17 protein-coding genes are annotated in these 17133 nt (G+C 59.8%); 10 read left to right on the top strand and 7 right to left on the bottom strand.

Annotation, left to right across the window (positions count from 1 at the left end; translation table 11 throughout):
- Window positions 1-349 precede the first annotated feature (349 nt).
- The 4 genes from FHT78_RS27195 to FHT78_RS27210 all read left to right on the top strand — a co-directional run bounded on the left by FHT78_RS27195 (window position 350) and on the right by FHT78_RS27210 (window position 5778).
- Window positions 350-1297 (top strand): ornithine cyclodeaminase family protein, encoded by a 948-nt coding sequence (locus tag FHT78_RS27195; protein ID WP_183749861.1) that lies wholly within the window; start codon window positions 350-352, stop codon window positions 1295-1297.
- Entirely contained in the window at window positions 1294-3759 is a 2466-nt protein-coding gene (gene hrpB, locus FHT78_RS27200) for an ATP-dependent helicase HrpB (protein ID WP_183749666.1), read from the top strand. Before FHT78_RS27195 ends, hrpB begins: the two co-directional genes overlap by 4 nt.
- Before the next feature lie 61 nt (window positions 3760-3820).
- Entirely contained in the window at window positions 3821-5131 is a 1311-nt protein-coding gene (locus FHT78_RS27205; protein WP_183749667.1) for an ActS/PrrB/RegB family redox-sensitive histidine kinase, read from the top strand.
- A 68-nt stretch (window positions 5132-5199) separates the two neighbouring features.
- A complete protein-coding gene (locus tag FHT78_RS27210) occupies window positions 5200-5778 on the top strand; it encodes an ActR/PrrA/RegA family redox response regulator transcription factor (RefSeq protein ID WP_183749668.1) in 579 nt (192 codons plus the stop codon).
- On the opposite strand, the gene FHT78_RS27215 is transcribed toward FHT78_RS27210, so the two are convergent.
- Window positions 5779-6273: an MmcB family DNA repair protein gene (locus FHT78_RS27215; RefSeq protein ID WP_183749669.1), complete on the bottom strand. Its 495-nt coding sequence runs from the start codon at window positions 6271-6273 to the stop codon at window positions 5779-5781.
- A gap of 181 nt (window positions 6274-6454) precedes the next feature.
- On the opposite strand from FHT78_RS27215, the gene FHT78_RS27220 reads away from it, so the two are divergent.
- The gene (locus tag FHT78_RS27220; RefSeq protein WP_183749670.1) at window positions 6455-7138 is read left to right on the top strand and encodes a L,D-transpeptidase; all 684 of its coding nucleotides are present in this window, start codon (window positions 6455-6457) and stop codon (window positions 7136-7138) included.
- A 78-nt stretch (window positions 7139-7216) separates the two neighbouring features.
- Here the strand turns inward: FHT78_RS27220 and FHT78_RS27225 are convergent, their stop codons facing one another.
- The 6 genes from FHT78_RS27225 to hslV form a co-directional block, all read right to left on the bottom strand.
- On the bottom strand, window positions 7217-9388 hold the full coding sequence (locus FHT78_RS27225; protein ID WP_183749671.1) for a malate synthase G: 2172 nt from the start codon (window positions 9386-9388) through the stop codon (window positions 7217-7219).
- Between the two features lie 88 nt (window positions 9389-9476).
- Complete coding sequence (locus tag FHT78_RS27230) at window positions 9477-10889, bottom strand: cytochrome P450 (protein WP_183749672.1); 1413 nt, start codon at window positions 10887-10889, stop codon at window positions 9477-9479.
- 48 nt (window positions 10890-10937) lie between these two features.
- On the bottom strand, window positions 10938-11885 hold the full coding sequence (locus tag FHT78_RS27235; RefSeq protein WP_183749673.1) for a DUF1402 family protein: 948 nt from the start codon (window positions 11883-11885) through the stop codon (window positions 10938-10940).
- Window positions 11886-12072: 187 nt separating this feature from the next.
- Window positions 12073-13380 (bottom strand): ATP-dependent protease ATPase subunit HslU, encoded by a 1308-nt coding sequence (gene hslU / locus FHT78_RS27240; RefSeq protein ID WP_183749674.1) that lies wholly within the window; start codon window positions 13378-13380, stop codon window positions 12073-12075.
- Complete coding sequence (locus FHT78_RS27245; RefSeq protein WP_183749675.1) at window positions 13377-13880, bottom strand: GNAT family N-acetyltransferase; 504 nt, start codon at window positions 13878-13880, stop codon at window positions 13377-13379. The genes hslU and FHT78_RS27245 overlap by 4 nt, the downstream gene beginning before the upstream one ends.
- On the bottom strand, window positions 13877-14401 hold the full coding sequence (hslV, locus tag FHT78_RS27250; protein ID WP_183749676.1) for an ATP-dependent protease subunit HslV: 525 nt from the start codon (window positions 14399-14401) through the stop codon (window positions 13877-13879). The genes FHT78_RS27245 and hslV overlap by 4 nt, the downstream gene beginning before the upstream one ends.
- Window positions 14402-14578: 177 nt before the next feature.
- Here hslV and hisB point away from each other — a divergent pair, with 177 nt between their 5' ends.
- The 5 genes from hisB (at window position 14579) to FHT78_RS27275 (ending at window position 17133) form a co-directional block, all read left to right on the top strand.
- Window positions 14579-15187, top strand: a complete 609-nt coding sequence (gene hisB / locus FHT78_RS27255; RefSeq protein ID WP_183749677.1) for an imidazoleglycerol-phosphate dehydratase HisB — start codon at window positions 14579-14581, stop codon at window positions 15185-15187.
- A 20-nt stretch (window positions 15188-15207) separates the two neighbouring features.
- Window positions 15208-15678, top strand: a complete 471-nt coding sequence (locus tag FHT78_RS27260) for a DUF2628 domain-containing protein (RefSeq protein ID WP_183749678.1) — start codon at window positions 15208-15210, stop codon at window positions 15676-15678.
- A complete protein-coding gene (gene hisH, locus FHT78_RS27265) occupies window positions 15678-16328 on the top strand; it encodes an imidazole glycerol phosphate synthase subunit HisH (protein ID WP_183749679.1) in 651 nt (216 codons plus the stop codon). Before FHT78_RS27260 ends, hisH begins: the two co-directional genes overlap by 1 nt.
- Window positions 16329-16396: 68 nt before the next feature.
- Entirely contained in the window at window positions 16397-16579 is a 183-nt protein-coding gene (locus FHT78_RS27270; protein ID WP_183749680.1) for a hypothetical protein, read from the top strand.
- Window positions 16576-17133, top strand: a complete 558-nt coding sequence (locus FHT78_RS27275) for a hypothetical protein (protein WP_183749862.1) — start codon at window positions 16576-16578, stop codon at window positions 17131-17133. The genes FHT78_RS27270 and FHT78_RS27275 overlap by 4 nt, the downstream gene beginning before the upstream one ends.

Genomic DNA, 17133 nt, shown 5'->3' on the forward strand with positions numbered 1-17133 from the left:
TTGATTTCTTCAGAACGAGGAACTTCGTCGCCAGCAGCGCCGCCGCCCTCGTCAGTGAGTGGGCTTATAATCCCACACCCTCGAAACAGTCAACACATCCAATCCAACTTTTTTGACATTTTTGTAACAGGTTGATTTTGCTGACGGTTTTATCGGATCCGATCGAAGGGAGGAATTTCCTCGTCAAATCACCCCATTCGGATCGACTTTCGGCGATTCCGGCCAGTCAGCGTCGGCTTTGCGTGCTGTCTTTTAATGGGCCGGTATACAGGTGATTTCCATGGCGCTTGCCTCAACCGCCCCAATCGGTAGTTTGACGGGATATATCCATGCCTTTGGGGAGTTCGGAATGCTTGTCCTCGATGAAGATCAGACGCGGTCGGCGCTGCCTTGGGCGCAGCTCATCGATGCGATCGAAGCGATGTTTCGAAGTGATTGCGTTATGCCCGTCCGCCATCATCACGACATGGAGGTTCCAGGAGAAGAGAATGCCACCCTGCTGCTCATGCCGGCTTGGCTTCCTGGACAATATACAGGCATCAAGACGGTTTCGGTGTTTCCCGGTAATGTTCGTCGCAGCCTGCCTGCGATCTTCGGGAGCTATCTGCTTTCTTCTGCGGCAACCGGACAGATGCTGGCCATCATCGAGGGCGGAGAATTGACGGCGCGGCGGACGGCAGCGACCTCGGCCTTGGCATCGCGCTATCTTTCCCGGACCGATGCAGAAGAAATGCTGGTCTGTGGCACCGGCCGGCTTTCACTTAACCTCATGCAGGCACACGGGACAGTCAGGTCGATCCGGCGCTACCGTATCTGGGGACGCAATAGCGAGGCGGCGGAGAAGGTGGCGGAGGAAGCGCGGGCTCTTGGACTGCGGGCCGAGGCGGTGAGCGATATTGAAGCGGCCGCAAGAACAGCTGATATCATTTCCTGTGCGACACTCTCCATTGAACCACTTGTTCGTGGCGAATGGCTTAAGCCCGGTGCCCATCTCGATCTGGTTGGCGCCTTTAAGCCTAGCATGCGGGAGAGCGACGATGCGGCCGTGCTGCGCTCCGCCGTCTATGTTGACACGAGGGCAGGTGCCCTGAGCGAAGGCGGCGACATCGTCCAACCTTTGAGAAGCGGGCTGCTGAAAGAGAGCGATATTCGCGGTGAGCTGGTAGAGCTGATATCGGGCGCCTGTGACGGGCGGAAAGATGCACAAGAGATTACCCTCTTCAAATCCGTCGGCGCAGCGCTTGAGGATCTGGCCGCCGCCATCCTTGCCTATGAAATGGTGACGGGCCGAAAGTGAAGACCGTGCCTCCTTTGCCGGAGCTTCCGGTTTCGCATGTGCTGCCTGATATCAGCACGGCGCTTGGCAAGGAGAAGCGAGCCGTGCTTTCGGCTCCTCCGGGCGCCGGCAAAACGACCTTCGTGCCGCTTCATCTGCTTGGCCAGACCTGGCGCGGCGACGGGAAGATCATCCTGCTGGAGCCACGCCGGCTGGCGGCACGTGCGGCGGCGAGCCGCATGGCGTCCCTGCTCGGCGAGCAGGTGGGCGAAACGGTCGGCTATCGCATGCGCCTGGATAACAGGATATCGGCGAGGACGCAGATCGAGGTTGTCACCGAAGGCGTCTTCGCCCGCATGATTCTCGATGATCCCGAACTCTCCGGAGTCTCCACCGTCATCTTCGACGAGTTCCACGAGCGGTCGCTGGATGCCGATTTCGGCCTTGCGCTGGCGCTCGACGTTCAATCGGCGCTTCGCGAGGATCTTCGAATCCTTGTGATGTCGGCCACGCTCGATGTCGAGCGGGTGGCTGCACTGCTTGATCATCCGCCTGTCATCGAAAGTACGGGGCGAAGCTTTCCGATTGATATCCGCTATCAGGACCGACCAGGCGGCGAGCGTATTGAAGACGCGATGGTGCGGGCGATCGTCGGTTTTCATGCAAGCGAATCCGGATCGATTCTCGCTTTCCTTCCTGGTCAGGCGGAGATTACCCGGACGGCAGAGCGGCTCGAGGGGCGGTTCGGCTCAGAAACGCTGATTGCGCCGCTCTACGGCAATCTCAGCCAGAAGGAGCAGGACGCGGCGATCCGCGCTGCGGCACCGGGTACGCGCAAAATCGTGCTTGCGACCTCGATTGCCGAAACCTCGATAACCATCGACGGCGTGCGAATCGTGATCGACAGCGGGCTGCAACGACTGCCGGTCTTCGAGGCATCGACGGGCATCACGCGGCTGGAAACCGTGCGGGTGTCGCGCGCTTCGGCCGATCAGCGCGCCGGCCGCGCGGGAAGAACAGAGCCCGGCATCGCGGTCCGCCTGTGGCATCAAGGGCAGACGGCGGCGCTTCCGGCCTTTACGCCACCACACATTCTTTCGAGCGATCTTTCCGGTCTCGTGCTCGATCTCGCCTATTGGGGCGTTCAGGACACGAAATCGCTGGCCTTTGTCGATCAACCGCCGGAGACGACGATCAAGGAAGCACGCGCGCTGCTGGTGCAACTTGGGGCGCTGGACAAAGACGGCACGTTGACGGCGCGGGGGAAGGTGATGCGCGACCTCGCCCTCCCGCCGCGGCTCGCTGCCATGGTGGTTTCGGCTGGCGAATCGGGTCACGCCAAGGAGGCGGCGCTGATCTCCGTGCTGCTGACCGAGCAAGGGCTCGGCGGCACCAGCGTCGATCTGGAAGAGCGGCTCAGGCGCTTCAAGAGTGAGAAAGGCGAAAGGGCCGAGGCTTCGCGACGGCTGGCGGGGCGGCTGGCGGAAGGGCTCAATACTGTTTCGAGTATTGCACCTGCGCTCGCAGGAAGGCTTTTGCTGCATGCATTCCCGGATCGAATCGCACTTCAGCGCGGCGCGCGCGGACGGTATGTCATGGCGAATGGGCGGGGCGCCGAGCTTGCGGAAACCGAGCGCCTGGCCGGCAGCCCAATGCTGGTCATTGCCGATCTGACAGGTCGGGCCGCACAAGGGAGAATTCTGGCGGCAGCGGACGTCTCCCGCGCCGACATCGAAGTCGAGCTTCCGGGTGAAATCCGGACGGAAGACCAGACCTTTTTCGACAGGCAGAGCCGGCAGGTACGGGCACGCCGCGCCACAAGGCTTGGCGCGATCATTTTCGAGGAAGCGCCGCTTCCGCGCCCCTCGGGCGAGGCGGTGGTGCGGGCGCTTGCGCAAGGATTGCAGGAGCTGGGGCTCGGTCAGCTACCCTTTTCCAAGGAGACCCTGCAGCTTCGGGAACGGATAGGCTTCCTGAACCGGACGATCGGTGAACCGTGGCCAGACGTGAGAGACGAAGCACTGCTTGAGCGGATGGAAGACTGGTTCATTCCTTTCCAGACGGACGCCAGAGGACTTTCGGATATTTCCGTCTCCGGGCTCTCCGACGGGCTGATGGCACTCGTGCCGCACGATCTGCAACGCGATCTCGCACGTCTTGCACCAACGCATTTCGAGGCACCGACAGGGCAACGCCATCCGATCCAATATGACGGCGAAGAACCGACGCTGACGATCCGGGTGCAGGAGCTTTTCGGCCTCAAGCAGCATCCGGCGGTTGCCGGTGGGCGATTGCCCCTGCTGCTGGAGCTTACTTCACCGGCTCACAGGCCAATCCAGACGACCCGCGACCTGCCCGGTTTCTGGGCGGGCTCGTGGAAGGATGTGCGCGCTGACATGCGGGGGCGCTATCCAAGGCATCCCTGGCCGGAAAAGCCTGACGAAGCGGCGCCGACGACAAGGGCAAAGCCCCGTGGTACATAATCTGCCGTCCTTGGAGCGCCGTGCGTCGATGCTGTAAGAGTATGGGCTGTAGGAGTATGGCGTGATTGAGAAGACCGAAACCCAGACACAGGAAGACAGGCTGAGCAGCCGCCGGCTGCGCTTGCAGACTTTGGTGCGATTGCGATGGCTGGCGGTCACCGGCCAGGCGGTAACAGTCGCCATCGTTGCATTCCTATTGAAATTCCCGCTGCCGCTGGTTGCCAGCTGCTCGCTGATTGCGGCTCTCGCCGGCGTGAATTTCTATCTGATGATTCGCTATCCGGCGACCCACCGGCTTGAGCCGCGTGCCGCTTTCGCGCTTTTGGGTTTCGACCTTCTGCAGCTCTGTGCATTGCTCTTCATTACCGGCGGTCTTGCCAATCCCTTTGCGGCACTGGTCTGCGTTCCCGTCATCATTTCCTTCGCCTCACAGCCGATCCGCTACAGCACGGCATTGATCGGCTTTGCGATGGTCTGCATTACCGTGCTTGCCTTCTCCCCCTTTCCGCTTCCGTGGTTCGACGGGATGGAAATCAATGTGCACAATGTCATGCAGTTCGGCGTCTGGTGCTCGATCGCTTCGACCATGGCCTTCGCCGCCTTCTATGCCTACCGGGTGTCGATGGAAGCGAGCCAGCTAGCCGACGCGCTCGCCGCAACAGAGCTGGTGCTGCAGCGGGAGAAGCACCTTTCCCAGCTCGACGGGCTTGCGGCCGCTGCAGCCCACGAGCTCGGCACGCCGCTTGCGACAATCAGCGTCGTTGCCAAGGAGATGGAGCGTGAACTTAAAAATGATGACCGGTTCCGCGAGGACGTGCAGCTTCTGCGCAGCCAGAGCGAGCGCTGCCGTGACATCCTTCGCCGGCTGACGACGCTCTCTGCCGAGGGCGAAGCGCATTTGCGGCGGCTACCGCTCTCCTCGATGATGGAGGAAATCGTGGCGCCGCATCGCGAATTCGATATCAAGCTGGAGTTGGTGGAGAAGAGCCCGCGCAGGGGCGAGCCTGTCACCGACCGCAACGCCGGCATCATGTACGGGCTTGGCAACCTGATCGAGAACGCCGTCGACTATGCGCGGGAGAAGGTAACGGTCACGATCGAGCACGATCACGAAAAGGTGCTCATCGTCATCGAGGACGACGGCAACGGCTACGCGCCCGAAATTCTGACGCGGATCGGCGAACCCTACGTCACCAAACGACAGAGAGAAGATACGGCTGGAGGCCTCGGACTGGGGCTTTTCATCGCAAAAACGCTGCTGGAGCGCTCCGGGGCATCTTTGATTTTCGAAAACCGCGAACCTGAAAGTGCCGGCGCCCGCATTCGAATCGAATGGCCACGCATATTGATAGACGCAAATTCGACAAAATGACTTTGTCGGCATAAACAGGATATAAGCGGTTGACGCATTTCCGACATTCAACCGCCGGGACCGTAGCCATGACAGACCAGAACCACGAGATTGCCGCAGGCTCCAACCAGGAGCATATCGGGCCTGACCCGAGCCTGCTGATCGTCGACGACGACGGACCTTTCCTGCGTCGCTTGGCACGCGCCATGGAGGCACGCGGCTTCCACGTGGAAACGGCCGAATCGGTGGCGGAAGGTGTGGCGAAGTCCAAAGGCAGGCCGCCGAAATATGCGGTGGTCGACTTAAGACTTGGTGACGGCAACGGTCTCGACGTCATCGAAGCTATCCGCCAGCGCCGCGACGACACGCGGATCATCGTGCTGACGGGTTACGGCAATATCGCAACCGCCGTGACGGCAGTGAAGCTCGGGGCTGTGGATTACCTGGCAAAACCAGCCGATGCCGATGATGTATTTGCGGCGCTGACACAGCGGCCGGGCGAGAAGGCAGAACTGCCTGAGAACCCCATGTCGGCGGATCGCGTACGCTGGGAGCATATCCAGCGTGTCTATGAAATGTGCGAGCGCAACGTGTCTGAGACGGCGCGCCGGCTCAACATGCACCGCCGCACGCTGCAGCGCATCCTCGCCAAACGCGCACCGAAATAATTAGACATCATCCACGCCGAACGGCTTGCCGTTTGCCCATTCGGCCATCATCAGCCGTTGCGCGGCCGCACGCGAGAAATTGAGCGTTACGGCCTTGCGGGTCGCCGGCGGCAGTCGGTGTTCAGGCGCTTCGCGCAGCATATGCGCGCCGTAACCATCTGAAAGAAAAAGACCACACTCTTCCGGGAAGATATCTGCAGGCACATCCTTGTGCGTCGCGAAGAACAGCCTGTCGCAATGCGGGCGGTAATCCGGCCATTTGCGATCGACCTTGAAGTCTTCGATCGACGTCTTGATCTCTATGATCCAGACCTCTCCCTTTTCAGAGATCGTAATCAGATCGGCCCGGCGGCCGCTCGCCAGCGGCAGTTCCGGCAGCACCGCGTGGCGCATGTCGTGAAGCAAAATCTGCATGCCACGACGCACCATCATCGCCCTGTCCGATTGCCGGCCATCGATTAACGGATTGTTATTGTAAACACTCAAAATCGTCATGGATAACCGTCGAGCGGGGTTGGCCGTTGTTGCAAAAAAGCCATGCGCTTTTAATTTGCGCCGCAGATGGACTTTGTCGCGCCGCAGCAGCTTGCAAAGACAAAGTTAATCGAAAATAAACCATAAGCAACGATGGTCGAAAGACTATCCTCTCTTGCCCCAAAACCTTCACGAGTCATCCATGCGCATCCGCAATGCATTCCCTGTATTTGGCCTGCTGGCGACCCTGGCACTGGCCGGCTGCTCCGCGACGTCCGACTCCGCGTCCCTCGACGACAAGGGCGCAGGTCCGACCGTTCAGACGGCACAAATCTTCAACGACGCCTATGGCGTGACGTCGGATGCCGGATACTCCCTTCCGGCAATCCCGATTAACCGCGTCAAGCCGGAGTTCCGCCGCCAGATCGTCAGCTACCAGAGCGACGAGCGTCCCGGCACGATCATCGTCAACACGCGCGAGCGGCACCTCTATTATATCCTGCCCAACGGCAAGGCCGTCCGCTACGGCATCGGTGTCGGCAAGCAGGGCTTCGCATGGTCCGGCACGGCCTATGTGGCCTGGAAGCAGGAATGGCCAAACTGGCACCCGCCGAAGGAAATGGCTGTCCGCCGTCCGGAAATCGCCAAGTATGTCGAAGACGGCATGGGTCCCGGCCTCACCAACCCTCTCGGCGCACGCGCCATGTATCTCTTCAACGAAGAGGGCAAAGATACGCTCTTCCGCCTGCACGGCACCCCGGAATGGGCTTCAATCGGCACCGCCGCCTCGTCCGGCTGCATCCGCCTGATGAACCAGGACGTGATCGACCTCTACAGCCGCGTCCGTCCGGGCAAGACCACCTCCAAGGTCATCGTTATCCAATAAGCTAAAAGCTGAATTCGGTATAAAAAAGGCCGCCGGATTTTGGATTCGGCGGCCTTTTTGTATCTGGCAAGTTCAGGCTCAGGCGGTCTGCTTTGCCTTGAGCTCGATTCGACGGCGATGCAGGACAGGCTCGGTGTAGCCATTCGGCTGCTCCCTGCCCTTCAGGACCAGATCGAGTGCCGCCTGGAAGGCGATCGAATCATCGAAATGTCCGGCCATCTGTATGTAGGCCGAATCGCCGGCATTCTGCCGGTCGACGACGGCGGCCATGCGCTTCATGGTTTCGACGATCTGCTCCTTAGTGACGATCTTGTGGTGCAGCCAGTTCGCCATGTGCTGGGCGGAAATCCGCAGCGTCGCACGGTCTTCCATGAGGCCGACATTATTGATGTCAGGCACCTTGGAGCAACCAATGCCCTGGTCGACCCAACGCACGACATAACCCAGAATGCCCTGAGCATTGTTGTCGAGTTCACGCTGGATTTCTTCCGGCGTCCAGTTCGGACGTACAACGACCGGCACCGAGAGGATATCGGATAGCTTGGCGCGGGTGCGATCCATCAGCCCTTCCTGCACCTTGGCGACATCGATCTGGTGATAGTGTGTGGCATGCAGAGTGGCCGCCGTCGGCGACGGCACCCATGCGGTGTTAGCCCCGGCCTTCGGATGGGCGATCTTCTGCTCCAGCATCGCGGCCATAAGATCCGGCATGGCCCACATGCCCTTGCCGATCTGCGCGTGGCCGGAGAGGCCGCATTGGAGACCGATATCGACGTTCCAGTTTTCGTAGGCGCCGATCCAGGCGGCCTGCTTCATGTCGCCTTTGCGGATCATCGGGCCCGCTTCCATAGAAGTGTGGATTTCATCGCCTGTGCGATCGAGGAAGCCCGTGTTGATGAAGACGACCCGTTCGCGGGCAGCGCGGATGCATTCCTTGAGATTGACCGTCGTGCGGCGCTCCTCGTCCATGATGCCCATCTTAATGGTGTTGCGTGTCATGCCGAGGGCATCTTCGACGCGTGAGAAGATCTCGACGGCGAAGGCGACCTCTTCCGGCCCATGCATCTTCGGCTTAACCACATACATGGAGCCGGCGCGCGAATTCTTGCGGCGGCCGGAGGCGCCGACATCGTAAAGCGCGATAAGGCCGGTGATCATGGCATCCATGATGCCTTCCGGCACCTCGTTGCCGTCGTAATCGACGATCGCCGGATTGGTCATGAGGTGCCCGACATTGCGCACCAGCATCAGAGAGCGGCGGTGCAGTTCGAAGGTCTCACCGCCCGGCGCTGTATAAGCGATATCGGGATTGAGCTTGCGGGTGAAAGTGGAGCTGCCCTTCGTCACTTCCTCCTGCAGGTCGCCCTTCATGAGGCCGAGCCAATTGCGGTAGACGGCGACCTTGTCCTCCGCATCGACGGCTGCAACGGAATCCTCACAGTCCATGATCGTGGTGATGGCAGATTCCAACCAGACGTCGGAAATATGGGCCGGATCGGTCTTGCCGATCGGGGTCGAGGCATCGAGCACGATTTCGATATGGATGCCGTTATTCTTCAGGAGAATATGGGTCGGCGCGTTCGCATCGCCGCGATAGCCGGCGAAATGCCCAGCATCTTTCAGCGCCAGTGCTTTGCCATCGACGGCAGCAACCGTAAGAGCGGCATTCCTGACGGCGAAGGAACCGACATTTTTCCAGGAGCCACCCTCGAGGGGAACAGCAGAATCGAGAAAATTGCGGACCCAGGCGATGACTTTCTCGCCGCGCTTCGGATTGTAGCCCTTGCCCTTTTCCGCGCCGTCCGTTTCCGGGATGGCATCGGTGCCATAGAGCGCGTCATAGAGCGAACCCCAGCGAGCGTTGGCAGCGTTCAGCGCGTAGCGGGCATTCATGACGGGAACGACGAGCTGCGGGCCGGCGATAGAGGCGATCTCGGCGTCGACATTGGCAGTCGAAACCTGAAAATCCGGCCCCTCAGGCAAGAGATAGCCGATCTCCTTCAAGAAGGACTGATAGGCGTCCATATCCGTCGGTGCGCCGTTCCGGCGATACCAGTCGTCGATCTTTGCCTGCAGCTGGTCGCGCTTCAAAAGCAGCGCGCGGTTCTTCGGCGCCAGATCATGTACGATCGCCGCGAAATCGGCGAAGAACTTGTCCGCATCGATGGTGAGGCCCGGCAATGTCTCCTTCACGAGGAAATCATGAAGGACGGGTTCGATGAAGAGACCATTCTTTTCAATGCGGCTCATGCGGTGTCTCCCTTGCTGTAGCAGCTTTTTCATGCTGCCACTTTGCCCGGCTTTCATTCACAGTCAATTCAGCAACAATTCGAAAGATTTATGCAGGTTTGGAAACAGTCCGGCGGGTCACGCGCATCGGCAGGCCGTTTTGCGGCTGCGTCGTCAGCTTCTGCACCGGCCAGGGATTCGTCTGATCGGTCGAATCGAAACGATAGTCCTGCATCAGGACGGCCAGTGCGATAACCGCCTCCTGAAGCGCAAAGGTGGCGCCGATGCAGACGCGCGGACCGGCGCCGAAGGGCAAGAACTGGAAACGGCCAATGGAAGCACGGTTTTCCGGCAGAAATCGCTCCGGCATATAGGCGCGCGGCCGATCCCAATGGAGCTCATGGCGATGCAGCGTCCAGGGCATGACGAGCACGGTAACGCCAGCTTCGATTTCGACACGCTCGCCCTTGGGACTGGTCCAGGAATCATCTGCGATGGCAGCGCGATTGATCGAAGGGGCTGGCGGATAAAGGCGGAGTGCCTCTTCGAAGGCGGCGCGGGTCTGAGGCATCAGATCCGGCCATTCGACCGGTTCCGCGCCTGACGCGAGGATCCGGTCGATCTCCTCTTCCATCGCCTCGCGGATATGCGGGCTGTTCGATACGCAGTAGAGCGTCCAGGCGAGCGCGCGGGCTGTGGTCTCATGGCCCGCACCAATGAAGGTCAGGATATTGTCCTCGATCTCCTCCTTCGTCAGGCCATCGGGACCGGCCTGCTCCAGCAGCAGGGTCAGGAAATCGTTTGGTGCCGTGCTGCGGTCGGCTTTCATCTTGGCAAGCCGCATATCCATGGTGTTGCGCACAATGGCTCGGAATTTCTCCAGGACCTTCCGGCCGCCGATGCGTGTTACACGTGGAACCCAGGACGGCGCACGCAGCAGATCCATCGGATCGACGCGGCCCATGCGATGCAGCAGCTCGTTAACATCATCGGCGAAGTGGCCGCTCGATGTGACGATCTCACCGGAAAATAACGTGTCTGCGAGGATGGCGAAGGTCAGTTCCGTCATGTCGGTGCTGATATCGAAAATCGTGCCGGCCTCGCCGACATCGGCATATTTGCGGGCGTAGTCTTCCGACTGGCGCAGCATCTGGCTGGCAAAGCCCTTGGCATGCCGGGGCGTGAAGACGGGGGCAACGGCCTTGCGCGAGCGTTTCCAAACCGAACCTTCTGCGGTCAGAAGACCGTCACGCAGGATCGGTCGCAGTACCAGCTGGCGGACGTCGGACATGCGGTAGTTATTGGCATTGTCGACCAACACGTGCTTGATCAGCCCAGGATCGTTGACGATCAGCGTTCTCTGGCCGAAGAAATTGGTGTGGATCCACGGCAGCGTATAGGAAGGCTCACCCCAGAGCTCGAGCGGATTGCGGAAAATGATCCTGATGATCTCGAGCCGAGACGGCGGCACGGTGCGCGGCAGCGGTGCCGGCGGAACGAAGGGGTCTGGACGCATGTCCATGAGCATAGCCTTTCACGGGAGATATCGTCTTCCCGGCAGGCTTGAAGGTTAGAGCAGGCCCTTCAGCTCGTCCAGTTTGTCGTTGATCAGCCAGCCGTAATAATTCTCTTCCGGCCAGACCGTCGTGCCGGAGGAGCGGTTCCTGGCGGCAAGAGCTGCGGCGCGCTGGCGGGAATTGCCGACATTATAAAGGGTGGCTGTCACGCCCGGATTGCCGGAGATATCCATGCCGGCGATCTCCTTATAGTCGTCAATCGATCTGCGGATCGAGGCGGCGACGAAAGCGAGCGAGATGTCCGGATCCATGATTGCCTTGTAGACCGAGCCGGCATTCTTCTCGTTCAGCTTCGGATAACCGGAAACGCGCGATACGAGATCTGATAGCATCAACGCCGTCAGCGGGTTGACCTGGCCAAGGCCGAAGGTCTGGCCTGCATAGAAGGGCTGGAAAAAGACAGCGCTGAAGCGGTTGTTCGGAAAGCTCTTTCCACCAACCGTTTTGCCACGGAAATCACTTTCCCAGACATCCTCACGGCAGCTCCAGAGCGTGTAGGAATCGCTCTTGCCGTTGCAGGCGGCAAATTGCGGCCGGTCGACGAAATCGTCGACGCTCTCGCCATCATAGGCGAAACGGAAGCTCTGGCCGGCATAGGAAGCAGCCTTCACATAATAGGCCTGAAGGCGGTCATAGGCATCGACATTATAAGTATGTTCGCCGACGATCGCGCCGATCACATGAATAGGATTGATGCCGTAGGCGTTCGAAACCTTCTTGATCTTGCCCAGGAGCTCGTGGTCGGTCGACAGGAGGTCGTAAACCTTCTCATATTTGACATCAAAGGTCGTCTTCGTGCCCTTGGTGCGGCGGACCGAAGCGCCTGGAATATCCGGCTGCTCGGCATGACGGTTTCCGGGCGGAACAGCCTGCGCCGCAAGCGCAGGAACCGAGCCCGCAATGGTCATGGCAATCACAAGGCTTGTCAAAAGGCGTCGCACGATCGGCTTTCCCGTCTTTCCCTGTCGTCTACATGTCGCGGCTGACTGGACCAGAATCTTGTCCGAATAAAGCCGTACAAAAAACAAAGCGGGCCTTTCACTAAAAAGTAAAAGGCCCGCTGTCGAGAGTTCAGATCGTCAAAGTTTCTGCGTTATCTGCGCAAAGACAGGAACCGATGTTTCCCGATCACAGGATGAAGCGCGACAGGTCGGTATTCTGGGCGAGATCGCCGACATGCTCGCGCACGTAAGCGGCATCGATCTTCACGTCACTGCCAGCGCGATCCGGTGCGTTGTACGAAATATCGTCCAGCACCCGTTCCATGACCGTCTGCAGACGGCGTGCGCCGATATTTTCGACAGACGAGTTCAGATGGACGGCGACATCGGCGAGAGCATCGATCGCGTCATCGGTGAAATCGAGTGTCAAGCTTTCCGTTTCCATCAGCGCCTTGTACTGGCGGATGAGGCTTGCCTCGGTTTCCGTCAGAATGCGGCGGAAGTCTTCCTTGTTCAGCGGACGAAGCTCGACGCGGATCGGCAAGCGGCCCTGCAATTCGGGCAGCAGGTCCGACGGCTTAGAAACATGGAAGGCGCCCGAGGCAATGAAGAGGATGTGATCCGTCTTTACCGGGCCGTACTTCGTTGAAACCGTCGTGCCTTCCACCAGCGGCAGCAGGTCGCGTTGGACGCCTTCGCGGGAAACGCCGGCACCAACACCGCCATCGCGAGCGGCGATCTTGTCGATTTCGTCGAGAAAGACGATGCCGTCGTTCTCGACCGAGCGAACGGCTTCGCGCTGGATGACCTCGTTGTCGATCAGCTTGTCGGACTCATCACGGATGAGGTCCGTGTAAGAGGCCTTCACTGTGGTACGGACCTTCTTGGTGCGTCCACCCATCGCCTTGCCAAACATTTCCGACAGGTTCAGCACGCCGATATTGGCGCCTGGCATGCCGGGGATGTCGAATCCGCCAATGCCCGAGCCGGTATCGGCCACTTCGATATCGATTTCCTTATCGTCGAGTTCGCCGTTGCGCAGCTTCTTGCGGAAACTCTCGCGCGTCGCAGGCGAGGCTGTCGCACCGACCAACGCATCAAGAACACGTTCTTCAGCGCTCATATGCGCCTTGGCCTGAACTTCGCTGCGCTTCTTTTCACGCACCAGGCCGATGCCAACCTCGACGAGATCTCGGATGATCTGCTCGACATCGCGGCCGACATAACCGACTTCGGTGAATTTGGTGGCCTCAACCTTGATGAAAGGCGCGCCGGCGAGCTTGGCGAGGCGGCGAGAGATTTCCGTCTTGCCGACGCCGGTCGGACCTATCATCAGGATGTTCTTCGGCATGACTTCATCGCGCAGGCTCGGATCGAGCTGTTGGCGACGCCAGCGATTGCGGAGCGCGATCGCCACGGCACGCTTGGCCTCGTGCTGGCCGATAATGTAGCGGTCGAGTTCGGAAACGATCTCGCGGGGGGAAAAAGTGGTCATTGTCTGTTATTCTCCTGGCGGTCCAGGGCCATCAGAAGCGCCCGGCCGTAATTCGTAGTAGTTTCGCCAAGTCTTTGAAAGCCTGCCTTGGTATAGGCTCTGATTGCGAAGACATTGTCCGGATGCGGATCGACCAGAACGCGGTTCTTGCCTCTGTTGAAAAGCGTCTGGCAAAAGTGCGCCATGAAAGCCGGGCCGTGACCCTTTCCTAGAAGCGCTTCGACGCCGATAAACTGATCGATGCCACAGGTGCCGTCCGGCTGACCGTCCAGTGCAGCATCGTCTTCATCATCGAGATCCGCCACCTGAATGAAGGCAAAATCCCTGCCCTCAAGCGTCACGATATAGGGTTCGACCGTTGGATCGCGCAGATGCTCCTCGATTGAGGCCAGTGCCTCTTCCGGCTCGCTCCACCAGCGGCGGACATGAGGCTCCTCAAGCCATTCGGCCAGGAGCGGCAGATCAGCCACCGTGACGGGACGGAAGACATAGTCCGTCATTCCGAATCCAGCGTTTCCACGATGACATTGTGGTTCGTGTAGACGCAGATGTCGGCCGCGATATCCAATGCCCGGCGGGCAATGTCTTCGGCGGACTTATCTGTGTCGCCCAGCGCAAGAGCTGCAGCAAGCGCGAAATTACCGCCCGAACCAATGGCCGCAACGCCGTGCTCGGGTTCCAGTACGTCCCCGTTACCGGTGATGGCGAGAGTCACCGACTTATCGGCAACCAGCATCATGGCTTCGAGATTGCGCAGGTAACGATCGGTGCGCCAATCCTTGGCGAGCTCGACGGCGGCGCGCATCAGCTGGCCCGGATACTGCTCCAGCTTCTTTTCGAGCCTTTCCAGAAGGGTGAAGGCATCAGCGGTAGCGCCGGCAAACCCAGCGATCACCTCGCCCTTACCGATGCGGCGGACCTTGCGCGCATTACCCTTCATGACGGTCTGACCAAGGCTGACTTGGCCATCGCCAGCCACCACGACCTTGCCGCCTTTTCGAACTGTAATAATTGTCGTCATCAAACACCTGTTGCCCCAACTCATGGGCGGTTCCAGCGGGCCGAACATCGGCCCGTTGAACCCTATGTAAGAGGGCCTGCGGAGATTGCAAATGGCGTGCCTTTTCTGCCCTCCGGCTTCTGGATATTTCGCAATCCGCCTGATAAGGAACCACCTTGATTTCAAGGAGAAAGCCATATGGCCGAGACCGCCGCAAGCCGAACGGGCAGTGTTTCCCGCAAGACCAACGAAACCTCCATTTCCGTTTCCGTCAATCTCGACGGCACCGGCAAATCGACGATTTCGACGGGCGTCGGCTTCTTCGACCATATGCTGGATCAGCTTTCGCGACATTCGCTGATCGATATGCAAATCGAGTCCAAGGGTGATCTTCATATCGACGACCATCACACGGTCGAGGATACCGGCATCGCCATCGGCCAGGCGATCGCCAAGGCGCTCGGCGACCGCCGCGGCATCACCCGCTATGCATCGATCGATCTCGCTATGGACGAGACGATGACGAAGGCCGCCGTCGATCTCTCCGGCCGCCCCTTCCTCGTTTGGAACGTTTCCTTCAGCGCGCCGAAGATCGGCACTTTCGATACCGAACTGGTGCGTGAATTCTTTCAGGCGCTTGCCCAGAACGCCGGGATCACCCTGCATATTCTCAATCACTATGGTGCCAACAACCACCATATTGCAGAGACGTGCTTCAAGGCCGTCGCTCGCGTTCTGCGCACGGCGACAGAGATCGATCCGCGGCAGACGGGCCGTGTTCCCTCGACCAAGGGCACGCTCGCCTGAGCCCCATCAGGGAGCGTCAGATGGCATCCAGCTACGTTTTTCTTGTTCCGCCTGATGGTCAGCGCGAGGACACGCGCACGATCCGTGACGGTTTCTCGTGGCTTGCTTTCCTCTTTCCCTGGATCTGGCTGCTTGCGCATCGCCTCTGGCTTCATGCGATCATTGCGTTCGCGCTGCAGGCGATCGGCGGCGTGCTGGCAGAAGAACCAGGCTTCGGGCCGGCGGGTATGGCTCTCGCGTTTGGCGTCAACCTGCTCGTCGGGTTAGAAGGACAGAATTTCCGCATCCGCGGTCTCGCCTCCCGCGGCTGGCGCGAGGAGGCCGCGATCGGCGCTTCCTCGATCGATCTTGCGGAAGAGATCTATTTTTCCAACATCGAGACCGGCGCCGATTTGAAGGTGCCCGAATGGAACCAGGCTTCCAGTCCGCAGACGCGGCCGGGTCATTCCACTTCGCTCGGTCTCTTCGGTTTTGACGGAGGGCGCAAATAATGCGCGTCGCGATTATCGACTACGGCTCTGGCAATTTGCGCTCGGCCACCAAGGCTTTCGAACGCGCGGCCCGCGAAGCCGGCATCGAGGCCGAGATCAATTTGACCGACAAGGCGGAGATCGTTGCCGCGGCCGATCGGATCGTGCTTCCCGGCGTCGGCGCCTATGCCGATTGCCGCCGCGGGCTCGATGCCGTGCCCGGCATGACAGAAGCTTTGCTTGAGGGTGTGGAGAAGAAGGCGCGACCCTTCCTCGGCATTTGCGTCGGCATGCAGCTCATGTCCTCGCGCGGTCTCGAAAAGACGGTGACCCAAGGTTTCGGATGGATTCCGGGTGACGTCGTCGAGATGACGCCCGCGGATCCCGAGCTGAAAATCCCGCAGATTGGCTGGAACACGCTCGACCTGAAATATGAGCACCCGCTTTTCGAGAGCATCCCGATCGGACCTGATGGCCTGCACGCCTATTTCGTGCATTCCTACCATCTGGCTGCCCAAAATGCCGGAGACGTCATTGCCACCACCGACTATGGCGGGCCAATGACGGCCTTCGTAGGTCGGGACAATATGGCTGGTTCGCAGTTCCATCCGGAAAAGAGCCAGAAGCTCGGACTGGCGCTGATCGCGAATTTCCTGCGCTGGGCGCCGTAAGGGCTGTCTTTTAATACGCGCGCCTTATTTCCCCTATAAGTGAAGAGGTTGATACAGGAGCGTGCTCAATGCCGGCTTCGCGGAAATCAGGCAAGGTATTCTACAGGCTGCGGCCGGCCAGAGAGGGCCAGCCGCCGTTCGTCGATATCCGACTGCCCGGCGGGGTGATCATCCGCCAGGTCGATGAGGCCCTGCATCGCAAAGCACTCGCGAAAGCCGCCAAGGCTCTTAAAGAGAGGCTCGGCGGCTGATGCAGGAGACCTTCCCAGGGAACGAGAATTCACGGCTGCGATCGGGTGAAATAAGCGCCGGCGATCTCGCCGAAGCGGTGCTGGAATTCTACATCGAAGGCGAAGACGATCTGATCGGTCTGCTTGCCTATGCGCTTTACGAGCGCCAGAAGCGCGACTTCGTCGTCAGCCATCGCAAGCGTAATGCAGGCCGCTCACCAAACGAGGCGGAAATCGCGGCGGTGACGAGCAACTACCTCTCGGCCGATCTGCGCAACACGCTGCGCGACCGCGCCTCGCAGATCCTGTCGAGCTATGCCGAAACCTATGTCGAAGCCATGGAGCCCCAGATTCAGCTCGTCGCAACCAACAGCGAGGCATTGCGCCAGGTGCGCGATATCGAAAAGTCGGTGAAGAAGCGTGCCGGCTTCTGGCGTCAGGTGCGGGTGGGTTTCACCATAACCTTGCTGCTAATCGTGCTTTTTGCAACGCTCACCATTGCCGCTGTCTTTTTTCGCTCGGATATCGTAGATGCGTGGAATGCACTGATGGTGCCAACGACGCTACGGACTTGA

Origin of the sequence: Rhizobium sp. BK196, assembly GCF_014193255.1 — a bacterium.
GTDB lineage: Bacteria > Pseudomonadota > Alphaproteobacteria > Rhizobiales > Rhizobiaceae > Rhizobium.